Annotated in this window: 15 protein-coding genes; 6 read left to right on the top strand and 9 right to left on the bottom strand. The window is 52.6% G+C overall.

The window, feature by feature from the left end; genetic code table 11:
• The 4 genes from J1784_RS03410 to J1784_RS03395 form a co-directional block, all read left to right on the top strand.
• The coding region (locus tag J1784_RS03410; RefSeq protein WP_217148021.1) for an RHS repeat-associated core domain-containing protein at nt 1-2,465 on the top strand (2,465 nt) is incomplete at its 5' end.
• A gap of 86 nt (nt 2,466-2,551) precedes the next feature.
• A complete protein-coding gene (locus tag J1784_RS03405) occupies nt 2,552-2,770 on the top strand; it encodes a hypothetical protein (RefSeq protein ID WP_217148020.1) in 219 nt (72 codons plus the stop codon).
• A 199-nt stretch (nt 2,771-2,969) separates the two neighbouring features.
• Entirely contained in the window at nt 2,970-3,707 is a 738-nt protein-coding gene (locus J1784_RS26605) for an RHS repeat-associated core domain-containing protein (RefSeq protein ID WP_217148019.1), read from the top strand.
• A gap of 20 nt (nt 3,708-3,727) precedes the next feature.
• Nucleotides 3,728-4,666, top strand: a complete 939-nt coding sequence (locus J1784_RS03395; protein WP_217148018.1) for a tetratricopeptide repeat protein — start codon at nt 3,728-3,730, stop codon at nt 4,664-4,666.
• A 47-nt stretch (nt 4,667-4,713) separates the two neighbouring features.
• Here J1784_RS03395 and glgP read toward each other — a convergent pair whose 3' ends face one another.
• The 6 genes from glgP to asd form a co-directional block, all read right to left on the bottom strand.
• Nucleotides 4,714-7,161, bottom strand: coding sequence for a glycogen phosphorylase (gene glgP / locus J1784_RS03390; RefSeq protein ID WP_217148017.1), 2,448 nt, complete (start codon nt 7,159-7,161; stop codon nt 4,714-4,716).
• Nucleotides 7,162-7,200: 39 nt separating this feature from the next.
• Nucleotides 7,201-8,637, bottom strand: a complete 1,437-nt coding sequence (gene glgA, locus J1784_RS03385) for a glycogen synthase GlgA (RefSeq protein ID WP_217148016.1) — start codon at nt 8,635-8,637, stop codon at nt 7,201-7,203.
• 72 nt (nt 8,638-8,709) lie between these two features.
• Nucleotides 8,710-9,987: a glucose-1-phosphate adenylyltransferase gene (gene glgC / locus J1784_RS03380; protein ID WP_217148015.1), complete on the bottom strand. Its 1,278-nt coding sequence runs from the start codon at nt 9,985-9,987 to the stop codon at nt 8,710-8,712.
• A 17-nt stretch (nt 9,988-10,004) separates the two neighbouring features.
• A complete protein-coding gene (gene glgX, locus J1784_RS03375; protein WP_217148014.1) occupies nt 10,005-12,029 on the bottom strand; it encodes a glycogen debranching protein GlgX in 2,025 nt (674 codons plus the stop codon).
• Nucleotides 12,029-14,212 carry a 1,4-alpha-glucan branching protein GlgB gene (glgB, locus tag J1784_RS03370; RefSeq protein WP_217148013.1) on the bottom strand — a complete coding sequence of 728 codons (2,184 nt, stop codon included), beginning with the start codon at nt 14,210-14,212 and terminating at the stop codon, nt 12,029-12,031. The genes glgX and glgB overlap by 1 nt, the downstream gene beginning before the upstream one ends.
• A gap of 412 nt (nt 14,213-14,624) precedes the next feature.
• Nucleotides 14,625-15,728: an aspartate-semialdehyde dehydrogenase gene (gene asd / locus J1784_RS03365; protein ID WP_217148012.1), complete on the bottom strand. Its 1,104-nt coding sequence runs from the start codon at nt 15,726-15,728 to the stop codon at nt 14,625-14,627.
• Nucleotides 15,729-15,944: 216 nt separating this feature from the next.
• Here asd and J1784_RS03360 point away from each other — a divergent pair, with 216 nt between their 5' ends.
• Nucleotides 15,945-16,538 (top strand): YhgN family NAAT transporter, encoded by a 594-nt coding sequence (locus tag J1784_RS03360; protein WP_152327566.1) that lies wholly within the window; start codon nt 15,945-15,947, stop codon nt 16,536-16,538.
• Nucleotides 16,539-16,592: 54 nt separating this feature from the next.
• Here the strand turns inward: J1784_RS03360 and nadS are convergent, their stop codons facing one another.
• The 3 genes from nadS to gntT all read right to left on the bottom strand — a co-directional run bounded on the left by nadS (nt 16,593) and on the right by gntT (nt 18,658).
• Complete coding sequence (gene nadS, locus J1784_RS03355; RefSeq protein WP_120507734.1) at nt 16,593-16,883, bottom strand: NadS family protein; 291 nt, start codon at nt 16,881-16,883, stop codon at nt 16,593-16,595.
• 15 nt (nt 16,884-16,898) lie between these two features.
• The gene (locus tag J1784_RS03350) at nt 16,899-17,222 is read right to left on the bottom strand and encodes a type II toxin-antitoxin system RelE/ParE family toxin (RefSeq protein WP_217148011.1); all 324 of its coding nucleotides are present in this window, start codon (nt 17,220-17,222) and stop codon (nt 16,899-16,901) included.
• Between the two features lie 119 nt (nt 17,223-17,341).
• Entirely contained in the window at nt 17,342-18,658 is a 1,317-nt protein-coding gene (gene gntT, locus J1784_RS03345; RefSeq protein ID WP_217148010.1) for a gluconate transporter, read from the bottom strand.
• Between the two features lie 245 nt (nt 18,659-18,903).
• Here gntT and J1784_RS03340 point away from each other — a divergent pair, with 245 nt between their 5' ends.
• Nucleotides 18,904-19,419 carry a gluconokinase gene (locus J1784_RS03340; RefSeq protein ID WP_217148009.1) on the top strand — a complete coding sequence of 172 codons (516 nt, stop codon included), beginning with the start codon at nt 18,904-18,906 and terminating at the stop codon, nt 19,417-19,419.
• Nucleotides 19,420-19,491: the final 72 nt, after the last annotated feature.

Raw genomic sequence — 19,491 nt, 5'->3', positions numbered from 1 at the left:
TAGAAATCCTGCATGAAGAAGGCATGACAATCCGCTTTGAATATGACGCGCGCGGCAGAAGAATATCGGGCGAAGACAGCGCGGGGGCAAAAACCCTCTGGCAGTACAATGAGGCCGGTGACGTGATTTCGGTGACCCGCCCGGACGGCAGTAAAAGCATCCAGACCTATGACGCCCGCGGCAATCCGGCCTCGCAGACCGACGGCGGGTTAACGCGCCGGACAGAGTTCGACAGCGCAGGCAGGCTTGTCCGCCTGGTTAATGAAAACGATGCTGAGACCCGCTTCAGTTATGACGCGATAGACCGGCTGATTCAGGAGGTTGGCTTCGACGGACGCACGCAAAGTTATTGCTACAACGTCGCCGGACAGCTGGTTCAGAGCGACGACGCCGGGCTGACGACCCTCTGGCACTACGACGACGAAGGTCAGCTTATCCGCCAGCAGCGTCCCGGCCTCAGCGACGGCCCGGACGAAGTGCTGTGGCGCTACGACGATTCAGGTCGCGTGCTGGAAACCGGCCACCGCAGCGAGACCCATCTGGTCAGCGTGCGCTTTCAGTATGACGCCAACGATAACCTTACCGGCGAGCGGCAGATTATCCACAATGCGAACGGCGACCTGCTGTGGCAGCACACCGTCCGGCGGCAGTTCGACCCGCGCGGCGTTGAGTCGTCTTTAACCTGCGACGGCCTGCCGGACATCCGCTGGCAGACCTACGGCCCCGGCCATCTGCTGGGCGTGAAGCTCGGCGACGACGTCCTGCTGGAGCTCGCTCGCGACAAACTGCACCGGGAAACCACGCGGCAGTTCGGTCAACACTGGCAGTCTGAAAAAACCTATTCCCGCACCGGACAACTTGTCGGGCAACACGCTTTATCAGGCGGTCATCTAACCCGCAATTATCACTACAACGCCGCCGGACAAATGACGCAGATGTCCGCCGGCAGCGACGATCATTTTTACCGCTACACGCCCGCGGGCAGGCTGCACAGCGTCAGCTCACCGGCGGGCGTGCTGACCACCCTGACCGACCCGGCGGGCAACCGCACGCTCACGCATCATGATTCGCATCCGGCTCCGATAAACGAGCTTCCGGTCTGGCAGGGCAACCGTATTCAGCACGATGAAAGGTATCAGTATGAATACGATGTGTGGGGAAATCTGACCGCAAAGCGGCCTCATTACGCGGGATGGGTACAGCATTCGCACGACGATGAGACGGTACACACCTTCGCGTATGACCGCGCGCACCGGCTGACGCGTTTTAGCATTGAAGATAACGGCCAGACCACGACACGAGCACGCTACATTTACGACCCGCTCGGGCGGCGCGTCGGCAAGCAGGTCAGCACGCTCAATCCACAGACGCATGAAACCGACACGCAAAACACCTGGTTCGGCTGGGACGGCGACCGGCTGGTGCTGACTGAGAACCGCGACATCCAGCTGCACACCATTTATCACCCCAACAGCTTCGTGCCGCTGCTGCGCGCGGAGCACGCGCGGGCTGAGGACAGCCACCGCACGCTGGCGGAGAAACTCGAAGAGGACGCGGGCGGCGTGTTCCCGCCGGATGTCCATGAGCGCTTTAACGTGATTGAGCAGGAAATCCGCCGCAATCAGGTCAGCGAGGCGAATCACCAATGGCTGGCCTCCGTCAGCCTGAAAGCAGAAAACATCGCGCTGTGGGTCGACCCGCTGCCGGAAAGCGCCGAAATGGCCCTGCACCTGTTCTACTGCGACCATTTGGGTACGCCAGTCGGGCTGGTTAATCACAAAAATGGCAAGGTGGAATGGAGCGCGGACATCGACGTCTGGGGTAACGTGCAGCGCTGCGACAACCCGCACAAACTCCGCCAGCCCATTCGCATGCAGGGGCAGCATTTTGACGAAGAATCAGGGCTGCATTACAACCGGCACCGGTATTACGACCCGGCGCAGGGACGGTATATTACTCAGGATCCGATTGGGTTGAGAGGGGGATGGAATTTATATGCTTATCCGCTGAATCCGGTTCTTGGAATGGATCCATTAGGTCTTGAAACTTACCAATTTGAAAGTGCAGATGACGCTGCGCTAAATGCACTTAAGATGTGTAACGTAGATTCAATTTCAGAAAATAAAGAGTTTGGGGGGTTGATTTGCAAGAATAGACAAGGATATTTTTCTACAGGACCAGTGAAAGGAACCAATGCTGGAGTTAATCCATATTCGGCAGGCTGTCCGAAAGAGAGTAGTAATGTGGGGGTTTATCATACGCATGGGTATTATTCAGATAAGTATGGAAATATAACTTTAAAGGAAAATGATTTTTATGACACATTGCACTTCTCGGAAAAAGACAAAGAGAGTGCAAACTACTTTTCTAAAGGGAGGGGGGAATTCTCATCTTACTTAGGGAAACCAGATAATACCTATTCAAAATACAATCCAAAATCCAGAAAAATAAGTGACATAAAATGATTTTTCTCAATAACTTCCTCACTACTGTAGTGTTGGCTTCTTGTTTCGCGAATGCAAATCCGTTTACGTTAAACTCTGATGGCGTAATGGCGACAAAAGTAACAATTAGCGATTTAGCTAAATGGGGGATTTCAATTTTAGACTACAAATCTATCATTGAAAGTAATGAGGAAACAATAAAAATCATTCTTATTCAAGATGACCAGTTAATTGAAATGCAAGGTGGAGGGAATATGGAGTTAACATACATAATTAGTAAAAGGAGCAACAAAATAATTTTCTTCAAAAAAACATATGGTAAATGAAAGATTCTTTCTCAGAGGCAAGGGATTTCCATTTTATAGGAATCTTCTTCAGACCGTATCTAATAGGTCAGTGACGCAAATTACCAATGGCTGGCCTCGGTCAGCCTGAAAGCAGAAAACATCGCGCTGTGGGTCGACCCGCTGCCGGAAAGCAGAAAACATCGCGCTGTGGGTCGACCCGCTGCCGGAAAGCGCCGACATGGCGCTGCACCTGTTCTACTGCGACCATTTGGGTACGCCAGTCGGACTGATTAATCACAAAAATGGCAAGGTGGAATGGAGCGCGGACATCGACGTCTGGGGCAACGTACAGCGCTGCGACAACCCGCACAAACTGCGCCAGCCCATCCGCATGCAGGGCCAGCATTTTGACGAAGAATCAGGGCTGCATTACAACCGGCACCGTTATTACGACCCGGCGCAGGGGCGGTATATTACACAGGATCCGATTGGACTGAGAGGGGGGTGGAATGGGTATAATTACGTCACTAATCCAGTAGAGCGACTTGATCCTTTAGGCTTATCGGATGGTTTTGGGTCTTTAGGTAGCGCTGGCCTTAGCAATTATTATCAGGGGACTATGTCTGCCGGTGTATTTTTATCGAGAGAGGATGCAGAAAAGGTAATTCACAACAATGAAACAATGCATAATGTATATAATCCACTCGGTGAGTATGTCTATGGTATTTGTACCGGATCTGCTGTAATAGGCATGGCTGTTATTAGTACCGCAATGACTAGTGTTGTAGCAGCCGAAAAAGGTTCTGCATGCATTGAAAATACAGCCAAAGACATGATAATAAAACAGGAAAGAGATCCTAAAAAACTAGCGCTTACTTGTGCCAAAAGCTTTATTAATAAAGGCTCATCAAAGCTACAGGGTTCATGGTCAGACTATCTTATTGATAGTCTGACCTCATACAGCCAAAAAGAATGAAAATAACATGGTCACTATAAATGAAAAATAAAAAAATAATCATTTCTTTAATCATCTTATTTTTAGCTGGTTTAGTATTTTATTCATTAGGAAAAGATGAAAATAAATCATTTTTACAAACTCATCTTGAAAAATATGATGGTTATGTTACGACTGATAAGATAAAAAGTTATGCTGAAAGTGGTGATGCAAAAGCTCAGTCCGATTTTGGGTATTTATACGAAACAGGAAAAGGAGTAGAGCAAAATTTTACATTATCTGTTTACTGGTATAGAAAATCTGCCATACAAGGATATGCAACTGCACAATATAACCTTGGCGCTTCATATGCTAATGGCAGAGGAGTGCCCAGAGATTTTAAACTAGCAAGAGAATGGTACAGCAAAGCTGCCAAACAGAATGTTACACAAGCTCAGGTAAACCTAGGTGTTATGTATAATCAGGGAATTGGTGGAGAACAAGATTATGAAGCCTCCCGCACTCTTTTTACACAAGCAGCTCAAAAAAATGACCCAACTGCGATTTATAATTTAGGGCATATATACAATTATGGATTAGGCGTATCTGAGGATTATACTCAGGCGGCTAAATTCTATCTTCAGGCTGTAAATTTAGGTTATCCTGCAGCTAAAAACTCATTAGCATTACTTTATGCACAAGGGTTAGGAGGCCTAAAAATTGATAAGAAACAGGCGTTAAAGTTGATAGTAGAATCGGCTAAACAAGGTCTTGCCGAGGCTCAAAATAATTTAGCAATTCTTTACTCAGCTAATGTCGATGAACTACCTGCCGATAACCTGCAAGCTTATGCCTGGTATTCAGTGGCATTTATAAATGGAAAGGAAGGCGCGGATAATTCACGAGAAATAATAGCGAAAAAGATGACCAGCAATGAATACTCAGAAGCCAAAAAGATTGCTTCTGAATATATAGAAAAATACAAGTCGCCTTATCTGTAAAATAGAAAGGCCAACAAAGGCTGGCCTTTCTTATCCGGACTAGTGCGCTACAACTTCACCGGCTTAATATTCCAGATCTCATCGGCGTATTCCTGAATGGTGCGGTCCGAGGAGAAATATCCCATGTTGGCGATGTTATGCAATGTGCGGCGCGTCCACTCTTCCGGCAGTTTATACAGCTCATCGACTTTATCCTGCTTATCGACATAACTGCGGTAATCCGCCAGTACCTGATAGTGATCGCCGAGATTGACCAGCGTATCGAACAGGTTGGTGTAGCGCTTCGGTTCGGTCGGGCTGAAGACGCCAGTCGCGATTTGCGTCAGCACCTGATGCAGTTCGGCGTCCTGCTCGAAATACGTATGCGGGTTGTAGCCTTTACGGCGCAACTCCTCGACCTGCGGCGTGGTGTTGCCGAAGATGAAGATGTTCTCTTCGCCCACATGTTCGAGCATTTCGACGTTTGCACCGTCCAGCGTGCCGATAGTCAGCGCGCCATTCAGGGCAAATTTCATGTTACTGGTGCCGGAAGCTTCGGTACCCGCCAGTGAGATCTGCTCGGAAAGATCGGCCGCCGGAATGATCAGCTGTGCCAGACTGACGCTGTAGTTCGGTATGAAGACGATCTTCAGTTTGTTGCCGATTCGCGGATCACTGTTGATCACCGTCGCCACGTCGTTGATCAGCCGGATAATCTGCTTGGCGGCGTAATATGCCGAGGCGGCTTTACCGGCGAAAATCACCGTACGTGGTACCCACTCGACGTCCGGCTCTTCCAGAATACGGTTATAACGGGTGATGACGTGCAGCACGTTCATCAGCTGACGCTTGTATTCGTGAATACGCTTAATCTGCACGTCGAACAGGCTTTTCGGATCCACCACAATGTTGAGCTTCTGAGCGATATACAGCGCCAGCCGCTTTTTGTTGTCCAGTTTGGCCTTACGGATCGCCTGCAGGAAACTCAGGTAATCCAGATTCTGTTTCAGTTCTGCCAGCTGGCTGAGGTCTGAACGCCAGGTCTGGCCGATGGCATCATCAATCACCGCCGATAACGGTTTGTTGGCCAGCGCCAGCCAGCGGCGCGGGGTCACACCGTTGGTTTTATTACAGAAACGGTCCGGATAAACGCGGGCGAAATCGGCAAATAACGACTGCACCATCAGCTCGGAATGCAGCTCAGACACGCCGTTGACTTTGTGGCTGGCGATAACCGCAAGCCATGCCATACGCACCTTGCGGCCATTCCCTTCATCAATAATAGAAACGCGCGACAGCAGACCGTTATCGTTGGGAATTTTCTCCGCCACTTCTTTGAGGAAGTGATCGTTAATCTGGAAAATAATCTCCAGATGACGCGGCAGGATCTTGCCGATCATCTCTACCGGCCAGGTCTCCAGCGCTTCGCTCATCAGCGTGTGGTTAGTGTAAGAGAACACCCGACACACCGTCTCCCATGCGTCTTTCCATTCGAATTTATGCTCGTCAATAAGCAGACGCATCAGCTCGGGGATCGACAGCACCGGGTGCGTGTCGTTGAGGTGAATGGCAATTTTATCGGCCAGATTGTCGTACGTATGGTGCGTGGTGTAATGGCGGTTGAGGATGTCCTGTACAGTCGCCGACACCAGGAAATATTCCTGACGCAACCGCAGCTCGCGCCCGGAATAGGTCGAGTCATCGGGATACAGAACGCGCGACACGTTTTCGGAATGGTTTTTATCTTCTACCGCCGCAAAGTAATCGCCCTGATTAAACTTACCCAGGTTGATTTCATTACTGGCCTGCGCGCCCCACAATCGCAGGGTGTTGGTGGCGTCTGTGTCGTAACCGGGAATAACCTGATCGTAGGCGCAGGCGATAACTTCTTCGGTTTCCAGCCAGCGGGTTTTGACACCCTCATGCTGCACCCGACCGCCAAAACGCACTTTATAACGGGTGTTGTAGCGCTGGAATTCCCATGGGTTACCGTATTCCAGCCAGTAATCCGGCGCTTCTTTTTGTTCGCCGTTAATGATGCTTTGCGCGAACATGCCGTATTCGTAGCGGATACCGTAGCCGCGTCCCGGCAATGCCAGCGTGGCCAACGAGTCGAGGAAACATGCCGCCAGCCTTCCGAGACCGCCATTGCCTAAACCGGGGTCATTTTCTTCGCCGATCAGTTCTTCGAGATCAAATCCCATCTCATCGAGCGCGCTTTTCAGGTCGTCGTAAATTCCCATCGCCAGCAGCGCATTGGAAAGCGTGCGTCCAATCAGGAACTCCATCGACAAATAATAAACCTGCCGCACGTCCTGTGAGGTCTGCGCGCGGTTGGATCGCAGCCAGCGTTCCACCATACGATCACGCACCGCAAACAAGGTGGCGTTCAGCCAGTCATGTTGTGTCGCAATAGACGGATCTTTGCCGATAATAAACATCAGTTTATAAGCTATCGAATGTTTGAGCGCTTCGACACTGACTGTCGGTGAGTTGTAATTAAACGGTGAAGTCATAACGTTACATTCCCGATCAAGTTAGCTACGTTCAGGGATTCAGGACATCAGGCGGTTATACAGGACGAGATATTCCTGTGCAGCCACCTTCCAGCCAAAATCAATACCCATGGCGTGTTGTTGTACGTGTCGCCAGTGCTTAGGACGGCTCCACAAAACAAAGGCGCGGCGGATCGCATTACCCAGCGATTTCCCCGTCGCTTCTTCAAAGACAAAGCCGCTGGCAGTTCCGTCGGCCAGATTTTCCAGCGCACAATCGACCACCGTGTCAGCCAGCCCGCCGGTACGACGCACCAGCGGCAAGGTGCCGTATTTCAGTCCGTAAAGCTGGGTTAATCCGCAGGGCTCAAACCGGCTCGGCACCATAATGACGTCCGCCCCGCCGATAATGCGGTGGGAAAACGCTTCGTGATAACCGAGTTGCACACCGACCTGCCCAGGATTGTCCGCCGCGGCCGCGAGGAATGCCTGTTGCAGCACCGCGTCGCCAGCGCCGAGTAAAGCCAGCTGGCCGCCACGTTCGAGTAAATCGGGTAACGCTTCGAGCACCAGATCCAGCCCTTTCTGGCTGGTCAGACGGCTGACGACCGCAAATACCAGCCGCGAATCATCTACATCCAGCCCCATCGCCCGTTGCAGATAAGCTTTATTGACCGCTTTCGAGCGTAAATCATCGGCGTCATAGCGCGCCGACAGCAGCACGTCATCGCGCGGCTGCCAGATGGCTTCATCAACACCGTTAAGAATCCCGGTCAGCCTCCCCTGCATTTCACGCTCGAGGAGCAGCGATTCCATGCCGTAACCAAATTCCGGACGCGTGATTTCTTTGGCGTACGTCGGGCTGACGGTGGTGACGTGATCGGAATAAAACAGACCGGCTTTCAGGAAAGAAATCTGGCCGTAGAATTCCAGCCCGTGCATCTGGAAGAACTCGCGCGGGATATAAAGCTCATCGAGATGATGCGCGCCAAACAACCCCTGAAACGCCAGATTGTGTACGGTGAAAACGGTACGCACCGGCGCGTTGCGGGCGCGGATATAGGCAGAACACAGCCCGGCGTGCCAGTCGTGAGAATGGACGATATCGGGCTTCCAGTGCGGATCAAAATTCAGCGCCAGTTCGCAGGCCATCCAGCTCAGCAACGCAAAGCGCAGATGGTTATCCGGATAGGCAAAAGACGATTGATCGTGATACGGGCTGCCGGGGCGGTCATATAAACCGGGCACATCAATCAGATAAATGCCCACGCCATCAAAGTAGCCCAGTGAAAGGGTGACATGCCCGGCAAAGGTCGCCAGCGTGCCGATGACCTGCGTTTCTCCCAGTCCTTTTTTGACATCAGGGAAAGCCGGAATGAGCACGCGGACGTCCGCGCCCTCCGCAATCTGAGCGGCGGGTAATGCGCCGGCGACATCAGCAAGGCCGCCCGTTTTTAACAGCGGAAACAGCTCGGAACAAACATGTAAAACCTGCATTCGCGCTCCTGATTATCCCGGTCATCCCGGCAAAAACCGGGATGACGAAAAGTCGTGCTTTCTAACGTCTGTTTATAGTTTCGCCAGCATCGCGCGCGTCACCAGCACCACGCCCCCTTCGGAGCGATAGAACCGGCGGCTGTCTTCATCCGCATTCTCGCCAATCACCATGCCTTCGGGGATCTGACAAGCGCGGTCGATGACGCATTTACGTAAGCGGCATGAACGCCCCACGTTCACATCCGGCAAAATAATCGTCGAATCAATGTTGCAGAAAGAGTTAATGCGCACCCGCGGGAACAACACGGAATGCACCACCACCGAACCGGAGACAATCACGCCGCCTGCCACCAGTGAATTCATGGTCATGCCGTGGCTGCCCGAGCGGTCCTGCACAAATTTGGCCGGCGGTAAGGGTTCCATGTGGGTACGGATCGGCCAGTCACGGTCGTACATATCCAGCTCCGGCGTGACCGACGCCAGATCCAGATTGGCGCGCCAGTAAGCGTCGAGCGTACCGACATCACGCCAGTATGGCGGCGCGTCGTCGTTTTGCGTCACGCAGGAAAGTCCGAACGGATGCGCGCGGGCAACGCCCTGACGGGTCAGTTTCGGGATAAGATCCTTGCCGAAATCATGGCTGGATTCCTCACTCGCCATGTCTTCTTCGAGCATACGAAACAGATAGTCCGCATTAAAAATGTAGATGCCCATGCTCGCCAGCGCCATATCGGGATTGCCGGGCATCGGTGGCGGGTCTTTCGGTTTTTCGACGAAACTGGTGATGTGATAATCTTCCGTAACGCCGATAACCCCAAACTCACTGGCCTCGGCGCGCGGCACTTCCAGGCAGGCAACGGTACATTCACCGCCCTTCTGCACGTGGTCGATCAGCATCCGCGAGTAGTCCATTTTGTAGATATGATCGCCCGCCAGGATCACCACAAATTCGGCGTCGTAGCGGCGGATAATATCCAGGTTCTGATAGACCGCATCGGCGGTGCCTTTGTACCAGTGCTCGGTGCTGTGGCGCTGCTGAGCCGGAAGTAAATCCACGAACTCGTTCATTTCTTCGTTGAGGAAAGACCAGCCGCGCTGGATATGCTGAACCAGTGTATGGGACTGATATTGCGTGATTACACCGATGCGGCGAATGCCGGAGTTCAGGCAATTCGACAGGGCGAAATCAATGATGCGAAATTTCCCGCCAAAGTGAACGGCAGGCTTGGCGCGGGTTGCGGTTAAATCTTTGAGCCTCGAACCACGTCCCCCGGCAAGGATCAATGCCACGGATTTCAGCGGCAACTGTCGTGCCAGCATGACCGGGTCCCGGTTATCTAATGTCGCCATATCTGACTCCTTCGTTTTTATAATGACCGGCTCTGTGGAGTGAAATCTTGTAGGACACAGAGGGTTTTTGCTGCCGCCCGCCATTGCGAGCCTTCCATGACACGCCGGGGTTCCTCATCAAAAAGCACGCTGTTGAACGGTGCCACCGCCTGCCAGTTTCCCGGCGGCAGTTGCAAATCCACCTCGTGCAGCGAAGCATTGACGATAAGCAACCAGCGCTGAGACAGACAGATTTGCAGCCACTGCTGCGGTCCCTGTTCCCAGTCGCAGGAGCTCATCGGTTGCCCCTGTTGATTCAGCCATTGCACGTCATCGCTGCCTTCCTGCCACCAGTGGTTTTGCGTCAGTGCCGGAATTTTCCGGCGCAGCGCAATCAGCGCGGAGGTATAGGCCATCAGGCTTTCATCGGCATTTTCCCAGTCGAGCCAGGTCAGCGGATTGTCCTGACAGTAGGCATTGTTGTTGCCCGACTGGCTGTTACCCTGCTCATCACCGGCCAGCAACATCGGCGTGCCTTGTGACAAAAACAGCGTCGCCAGCAAAGCACGCTGACTGAGACGGCGCTGATGCTGTACTTCTGCAGACACCTCCAGCCCTTCTTCGCCGTGGTTTTGGCTGAAATTTTCGTTGTGGCCATCGCGGTTTTCTTCACCGTTGGCCAGGTTGTGTTTCTGGTTAAAACTCACGAGATCGCGCAAAGTGAAACCGTCATGTGCCGTCAGCATATTCACGCTGGCGTAAGGCTCGCGTTGGGCGGGATTGAATTTATCGGCAGAGGCCGCAAAACGTCCGGCAAACTGGCCGAGAGAAATATCGCCGTGTAGCCAGAACTGACGCATATCGTCGCGCCAGACATCGCTCCATTCGGCAAACGGTGCCGGGAAATTACCGAGCTGGTAGCCGCCGGTGCCGATATCCCAGGGCTCTGCGATCAGCTTGACCTGCGAGAGAATCGTATCCGCCTTAATAGCGTTAAACAGCGGCGATTGCGCACTGAACTCCGGGGTTCTGCCGAGAACGGTGGCTAAATCAAAACGAAATCCGTCAACGTGACATTCGCGCACCCAGTAATGCAGGCAGTCCAGAGTCCAGGCGATAACTTCGTCGTCCATCAGGCGCAGCGTATTGCCGCAACCGGTCATGTTGTTGTCGGAGCCATCCTCGTTGAGCCAGTAATAACTGGCATTGTCGAGACCGCGAAACGAGATAAACGGACCATCGATATCCAGCTCAGCGCTGTGATTGAACACCACATCGAGGATCACTTCGATACCCGCCTGATGCAGCGCTTTGACCGCCGATTTAAACTCATTCAGCGCCGACACGCCGCCCTGTCCGCTGGCATAACGCGGTTCAACGGCGCACGGTGCCAGCACGTTGTAACCCCAGTAATTGCTCAGACCCAGTTTTTGCAAACGCGGCTCATCGGCATGATGCTGCACCGGCAAAAGCTCAATCGCTGTCACGCCTAAGTGTTGCAAATATTCGAGCATGACCGGATGCGCCAGCCCGGCATAAGTGCCGCGGATAGCCGCAGGAATACGCGGATGCTGGCGGGTCAGACCACGCACATGTGCCTCGTAAATCACCGTTTCGCCCCACGGCCTGGCGGGGGGTTTATCATCGCCCCAGTCGAAATTTCCGGCGACGACGACAGATTTCGGCGCCACCACGGCGCTGTCTTTATCGTCCGGCGCGTCTGTGCCGCCGGTAAAGCGCGCATTGTCATGCAGGACGCCGTCAATCGCGCGAGCACTGGGGTCGATCAGGACTTTTTTCGGGTTAAAACGATGGCCGCTTTTCGGATCGAACGGCCCGTAAACTCGGTAACCGTAACGTTGTCCGGCTTTGGCATCGGGGAGAAAACCGTGCCAGAGATTACCGGTACGCCCCGGTAAAGGCAGATGCTGCTCGCTGCCGGTCTCATCAAAAAGACATAATTCCACTTTTTCCGCATGCGCGGAGTACAGGCAAAAATTGACGCCGTTATCTCTGAGATGCGCACCAAAAGGTGCGGGCTGACCGGTCGCGAGCTGTTTCATTACGCCTCCCTTCGCAAATAAACTGTCGCCAGCGGCGGAATGGTTACGCTGATCGAATGTTCACGCTGGTGATGACCGATGTTTTCGCTGTAAACGTCGCCGCCGTTGCCGACATTGCTGCCACGGTAGAATTGCGAATCGGTGTTAAGAATTTCGCGGTAACGGCCAGGGCGGCCAATTCCGATGCGGTAGTGCTCGCGTGGTACCGGCGTGAAATTACTGATGACGATGACTTCACCGCCGTTTTCGTCACGACGGGCAAAGGCGAAAATGGAATTTTCATGGTCATCAACCACCAGCCATTCGAAGCCGCGCGGGTTGTAATCGAGTTCATACAGCGGTGCGTTGGCCTGATACGTCAGGTTCAGGTCGCGCACCAGATGCTGCACGCCGCTGTGCCAGCCGCTCGCGTCGTCAAGCAGATGCCAGTCGAGGCTGGCATCAAAATTCCACTCGCGGCCCTGCGCAAATTCATTACCCATGAACAACAGTTTCTTGCCCGGATGCGCCCACATAAAACCGTAATAGGCGCGCAGGTTGGCAAACTTCTGCCACACGTCGCCGGGCATTTTATCCAGCAGGGATTTTTTACCGTGGACCACTTCGTCGTGCGACAGGGGCAGAATGAAATTCTCGCTGTAGGCGTAAAGTACGCCGAACGTCATAAGATTGTGGTGGTATTTGCGGTGAACCGGATCCAGCTGCATGTACGACAGGGAATCGTGCATCCAGCCCATATTCCATTTGTAATGGAAGCCCAGCCCGTTGGCATCCGGCGGCATGGTGACGCCCGGATAATCGGTCGATTCTTCCGCCAGCGTGACTGCGCCGCCGAGTTCTTTGCCAATCGTATGGTTGGTATATTTCAGGAAAGAAATGGCTTCGAGGTTTTCGCGGCCACCGTAATAGTTCGGGATCCACTCGCCCGCTTTACGGCTGTAATCGCGGTAAATCATGGAGGCCACAGCGTCTACGCGCAGTCCATCAATACCGAAACGCTCAATCCAGTAAAAACCATTTCCTGCCAGATAGTTACGCACTTCATGGCGGCCATAGTTATAAATCAGCGTGTTCCAGTCCTGATGATAACCTTCGCGCGGATCGGCGTATTCATACAGCGCGGTACCGTCGAACTGCGCCAGCCCATAGGCATCACTCGGGAAATGCCCCGGCACCCAGTCGAGGATCACATTCAGACCCGCGTTGTGCGCAGCCTCGACAAAGGCTTTGAACTCCATCGGCGTTCCGAAACGGCGGGTCGGCGCGTACATGCCCAGCGGCTGATAACCCCAGCTGCCATCGAACGGATGCTCGTTAACCGGCATCAGTTCGATATGCGTAAAGCCCATCCATTTGGCGTACGAAACTAATTGTTCGGCCAGCTCGCCGTAACTGAGCCAGAAATTGTCATCGGTATGACGACGCCAGGAACCCAGATGCACTTCATAAACGGAAACCGGCTGATTCAGCGCGTTGGCTTTCTTTCGCGCTTCTGAATGTGGCACAACGTCAGGCAATTTACGCACGCACGAAGCGGTATCCGGACGCATCTGCGCCTCGAAAGCATAAGGATCGGCACGTAGGGTGACATTTCCGCGGCAGTCGATAATTTCGAATTTATATAGCTGACCTTCGCGGACCGCAGGGATAAACAGTTCCCAGATGCCATTCTCACGACGCTGACGCATCGGGTGACGGCGGCCATCCCAAAAGTTGAATTCACCAACCACGGAAATCCGCGTGGCATTCGGTGCCCAGACAGCAAAACTGACGCCTTCGACGTCGTCCAGCGTTTGCAGATGCGCACCCAGTTTTTCGTATGGCCGCAGGTGTGTCCCCTCTGCCAGCAGCCAGATATCCAGCTCCTGCAACAGCGTGCCGAAACGGTAAGGGTCGTCAATTACATGAAGATTCTCGCCCCAGCGGACTTCCAGCTTGTAGCGAAATGCATTTTTACGACGTGGTATCAGGCCGACAAAAAAACCCCGGTCGTCATAACGACGCAGTTCCGCCACCTGTTTGCCTTTTTCTACATCAATAACCCAGACCTGATCAGCATCTGGCAACAGGGCACGCACTTCGAGCCCGGCGGCCACAGAATGCATTCCCAAAAGAGAAAAAGGATCAGCGTAGTGGCCAGATATAATTTGATTAATGACGTGCTGATCGGGAAGTACAGACATGTATTCGTCCTATGATTAATTAAATCAATAAATCCAATAAAATCATTCAGGTATTCAATACGACATGTAAATTAAGTGTGCTCCCCTTTTTGTCGTTGCATTGTGATCCGGCGGTACTTCGCTTTTGCCAAAAAATGCGCCAGTGCGCCTTTGTTCACAATTTCTAAATAAGTCTCTAATTCCGCTTCTCAAAAAGGCAGAGCTCTTCTACTAAGCATAGACAAAGATTAAAAAAGGCAGGGCGTTAAGGAGTTCAAAAATGTACAAATTCTTGAAAAAGATAAATACAGTAAAAAGCGCTGCGGGCAGGGAGAGATACGGCGGAAGTAATTGAAGGATGAAATAAAAACGGGACACCGTGCTGGTGTCCCGTGGGGGAAACATTTACAAAGAAAACAGGGCAGTTTTCAACTTACAAAAGGATGCGCAGCATACGACGTAAAGGCTCTGCCGCACCCCACAGCAACTGGTCACCGACGGTAAACGCAGACAGATATTGCGGGCCCATATTCAGTTTGCGCAGACGGCCAACCGGCGTATTCATCGTGCCGGTCACTGCTGCTGGCGTCAGTTCACGCATTGACAGCTCACGGTCATTCGGGATTACACGAACCCAGTCGTTGTGCGAAGCCAGCATCTGTTCGATTTCAGGGATCGACACGTCTTTTTTCAGCTTCAGCGTGAATGCCTGGCTGTGACAACGCAGTGCGCCGATACGGACACACAGGCCATCCACCGGAATAATGCTGGACGTGCCAAGAATTTTGTTGGTTTCCGCCTGACCTTTCCACTCTTCTTTGGTCTGGCCGTTATCAAGCTGTTTGTCGATCCACGGGATCAGACCGCCCGCCAGCGGAACACCAAAGTTATCGGTTGGCAACGTACCGCTGCGGGTCAGTGCCGTCACTTTACGTTCGATATCCAGAATGGCGGATGCCGGGTTTTCCAGCTCTTTTGCCACGCTGTTATGCAGCATGCCCATCTGGGTCAGCAGTTCACGCATATGACGCGCGCCGCCGCCGGATGCCGCCTGATAGGTGGCGACAGACGCCCATTCGATCAGGTCGTTGGCGAACAGGCCGCCGAGCGACATCAGCATCAGGCTGACGGTGCAATTACCGCCCACAAAGGTTTTGATGCCTTTGTCGATCCCCTGATGAATAACGGCGCTGTTGACCGGGTCGAGGATGATTATCGCGTCATCTTCCATTCTCAGAGAAGAAGCTGCGTCAATCCAGTAGCCGGACCAACCGATTTCACGCAGCTTAGGATAGATTTCATTGGTATAATCGCCGCCCTGACAGGTGATGATAATGTCCAACGCACTGAGTGCGTCCAGATCATAGGCATCCTGCAAGGACCCAGACTGACCCGTGAAAGAAGGCGCGGCCTGACCGTGCTGAGAGGTGGAGAAGAATACCGGACGGATAGCGTCGAAATCGCGTTCTTCAATCATGCGTTGCATGAGTACAGAACCGACCATTCCACGCCAGCCAACGAAACCTACATTTTTCATAATATCTGTCCTGCCCTGAGGGTGATAACTGCTTAAAACGGCTTGAACGCGCGTTTGCACTCAGTGAGTGCCTGTTTTGATGCGCTGTGCCCCGTTAACGCGCGGGTCTACCACCTTACAAAATGCACCAGAAGTGGCAAGTGAATTTAATCAATAGTGCAGCCTTTAATAGCAGCACGACTTATAACAGGCATTTTTTATCATTCTGAGGTAGTCATGACCGAAATGATTTCAGCAACCATTTTGCTGTTTTTAATTATGGATCCGCTGGGCAACTTACCGATTTTTATGTCGGTCTTAAAGCATCTCGACCCGAAACGTCGCCGGGTAGTGCTGATCCGCGAAATGCTGATTGCGCTGATCCTGATGCTGATTTTCCTGTTCGCCGGGGAAAAGATTCTGTCGTTCCTTAATCTGCGCACAGAAACCGTGTCGATTTCCGGCGGTATTATTCTGTTCCTGATTGCCATCAAAATGATTTTCCCGTCGGAAGAAAAGAGCAGCAGCGGTTTGCCTGCCGGTGAAGAACCGTTCCTTGTACCGATGGCCATTCCGCTGGTCGCCGGTCCGTCGATTCTCGCCACGCTGATGCTGCTTTCACATCAGTATCCGAATCAGATGAGCCACTTAACGCTGGCACTGTTCATCGCCTGGGGCATGTCGATGGCCATCCTGCTGCTGTCGAACGTTTTCCTGAAACTGCTCGGCGATAAAGGCGTCAGCGCCCTCGAACGCCTGATGGGCCTGATTCTGGTCATGCTCTCGACGCAGATGTTCCTCGATGGGATCAGGGCGTATTTGAAGATTTAGCGGGTTTTACAAACGAAAAAGGCGAGCCATGTGTCTCGCCTTTTTTACATCTGTTTAAATAGTTTTCAGCGTCTGGATAATCTGCGGGTTCAGTTCCAGCATTTTCAAAAGCTTCAGGGCTGCACCATTTGGCAAACGCTTTTGTTGCTCCCACGCCTGAACAAGCGAAGGTGAAACGCCAAGCAGCCGCGCAAATTCATCCTGCTTTATACCCGCCTTGGTGCGGATTTGTTTTACTTCAGGCATCGCAACACGCGTGATATGCGCAGGTGCCATCTCGCCTTTGCGAATGGCGATCATTTCTTCGGCCGATTGCCGCAATTCATCGAATAATTCTTTATTCATGGTCCATCTCCTGTGTCACGACAGACTTTGTACGATATTTTTTAAAATCGATTTTTCGGTTTCCGTCAGGGAATCTTTCTCACTCTTCGGATAAACCAGCAGCATGAAAATCTGACTCTCAGCGCACAGATAATAATAAATCGCCCGCACACCTGCACTTTTCCCACGCCGTTGATAACCCCAGCGAATTTTTCTGCATCCGCCCGTTCCGACAATCAAAGCCCCTGCATCAGGATAATGCGTCAGGTATTCCTGAAACTGGCGATACTCGTCCTCAGTAAGCAGTTCTTTGCATTTACGGCTAAACGTCGGGGTTTCGATAAACTCCAGATATTCCATATGACTCAAGATGGCGAAATAATACTCTCACAGGGTAAGAGTTCAACGCGAGGTTTTTCTCGTCAGAAACGAAAAAGGCGAGCCACGTGGCTCGTCTTTTTTATGCTCAAAATTTGTCGTCAGACAACCATCGACAGCAGCAGGCATCCGCCCAGGCCGCAGAGGGAAATGATAGTTTCCAGTACCGACCAGGATTTGAAGGTTTCGACGATGCTCAGGTTGAAGTACTCCTTAAACAGCCAGAAGCCCGGATCGTTCACGTGAGAGAAAATCACGCTGCCGGAACCGACGGCGATCACCATCAGCTCAGGGCTGACGCCGGTGGTCGCAATCAGTGGCGCGGCAATACCGCCCGCAGTAATCGCTGCGACGGTGGCAGAACCCAGTGCGATACGCAGCACCGCAGCAATCGACCATGCCAGCAGGATTGGCGACAGGGTGCTGCCGTTCATCAGGGCGGCGATGTATTTCTCAATACCGCTGTCCACCAGCACCTGTTTGAACGCCCCGCCACCGCCGATGATTAACAACATCATGGCGATAATTTTGATGGAATCGCTCACGGTCGTCATCACTTCATCCATCTTACGGCCACGGTTCAGGCCGAAAGTGAAGATAGCAATCAGCACCGCAATCAGCGTTGCCATGACCGGGTCGCCGAAGAATTCAGCATACGGCAGCACCGGATGGCCTTTCGGCAGGATCATTTCACAAACCGCACGGAACGCCATCAGGATAACCGGCACCAGCGACGTGGCGACGCTGACACCAAAGCCCGGCATCTCTTCTTCCGTGAAGGTTTTAGGGTTGAACAGCCCTTCCGGTACCGGCTTATCGATCCCTTTCAGGAAACGCGCATAAACAGGACCCGCCAGAATTACCGTCGGCACCGCCAGCAATGAACCATACAGCAGGGTTTTGCCCATATCTGCGTGGAAAATGGTGGCAATCGCCGTCGGACCGGGGTGCGGAGGCAGGAAGCCGTGCGTGACGGATAACGCAGCCGCCATCGGCACGCCGACATACAACAGCGGCAGACGCGCCGCCGCTGCTACGGTGAAGACCAGCGGCAGCATCAGCACGAAACCGACTTCATAGAACAGCGCGAAACCGACGATAAAACCGGTCAGCACGATTGCCCACTGAATGTGTTCACGGCCAAACTTTTCGATAAGCGTGGTCGCGATACGCTGAGCACCGCCGCAATCCGCCAGCATCTTACCCAGCATGGCGCCGAAGCCCATGATCAGCGCAAGACTGCCGAGCGTGCCGCCCACCCCGTTTTTGATCGACGTGATGACTTTATCAACGGGCATTCCCTGCATGATACCTACCGCCAGCGCGACCAGGATCAGTGCAATGAAGCCATTAAGCTTAAATCGGATCATAAGTAACAACAGCAGTGCGACACCCACCGCTACAATAACTAATGGCATATTCTTCCCCTCATGCTGTCACGCGGTATAGCTACAAACCGGGTGAAGCATTGTTTTTAATTTTCAACATGTTGTAGGAATTAACAGTGCAACGGGTACAGACCGCGACCGCTAAAACAGCAGTGCATTCCTTTGTGATATTAGTCACATCTCCATTTGTTACCGGTATCATGATACCGGTAACATGCTAATATTAGGACTCACTACGCAGTCAAAATGTTCATTTTGGGATAGAGATCATACTTATGGCAGGACAAAGCATCATTCTGATGGGCGTGTCAGGCAGCGGTAAATCCACCGTCGGCGCGGCACTGGCCCGTGAAATTAACGCGAAATTTATCGACGGCGATGATCTTCATCCCCGCGCCAATATTCAGAAAATGGCCAGCGGCACGCCACTGAACGACGACGACCGTGCGCCGTGGTTATTGCGTCTGAACGACGCGGCTTACAGCCTGCGCCATAAAAATGAAACCGGCATTATTGTCTGTTCCGCGCTCAAACGACGCTATCGCGACGCGCTGCGTAAAGACAACGAAGGCATGGTGTTCATCTACATGAAAGGCAGTTTTGACGTGATTGCCGATCGCCTGAAAGAGCGCGCCGGACATTTTATGCCGACCGATTTACTGCGCAGCCAGTTCGATGCCCTCGAAGAACCTGGCGAAGACGAGCCGGATGTGTTGCGCGTGAATATCGATCACAAGTTTGAAGGTGTGGTGGATCGTTGTATTGCAGCACTGAAGACAGTACAAAAGTAAGACTTTAAAAAAGCCACAGGTGAGCCGTCGGTGACGCAGCCAATTTGAATTCGGATGGAGCGCAGGCCCCGG

This window comes from Rahnella ecdela, assembly GCF_019049625.1.
In the GTDB taxonomy this organism is placed as follows: domain Bacteria; phylum Pseudomonadota; class Gammaproteobacteria; order Enterobacterales; family Enterobacteriaceae; genus Rahnella; species Rahnella ecdela.
This window is presented reverse-complemented; position numbering and strand designations above follow the sequence as displayed.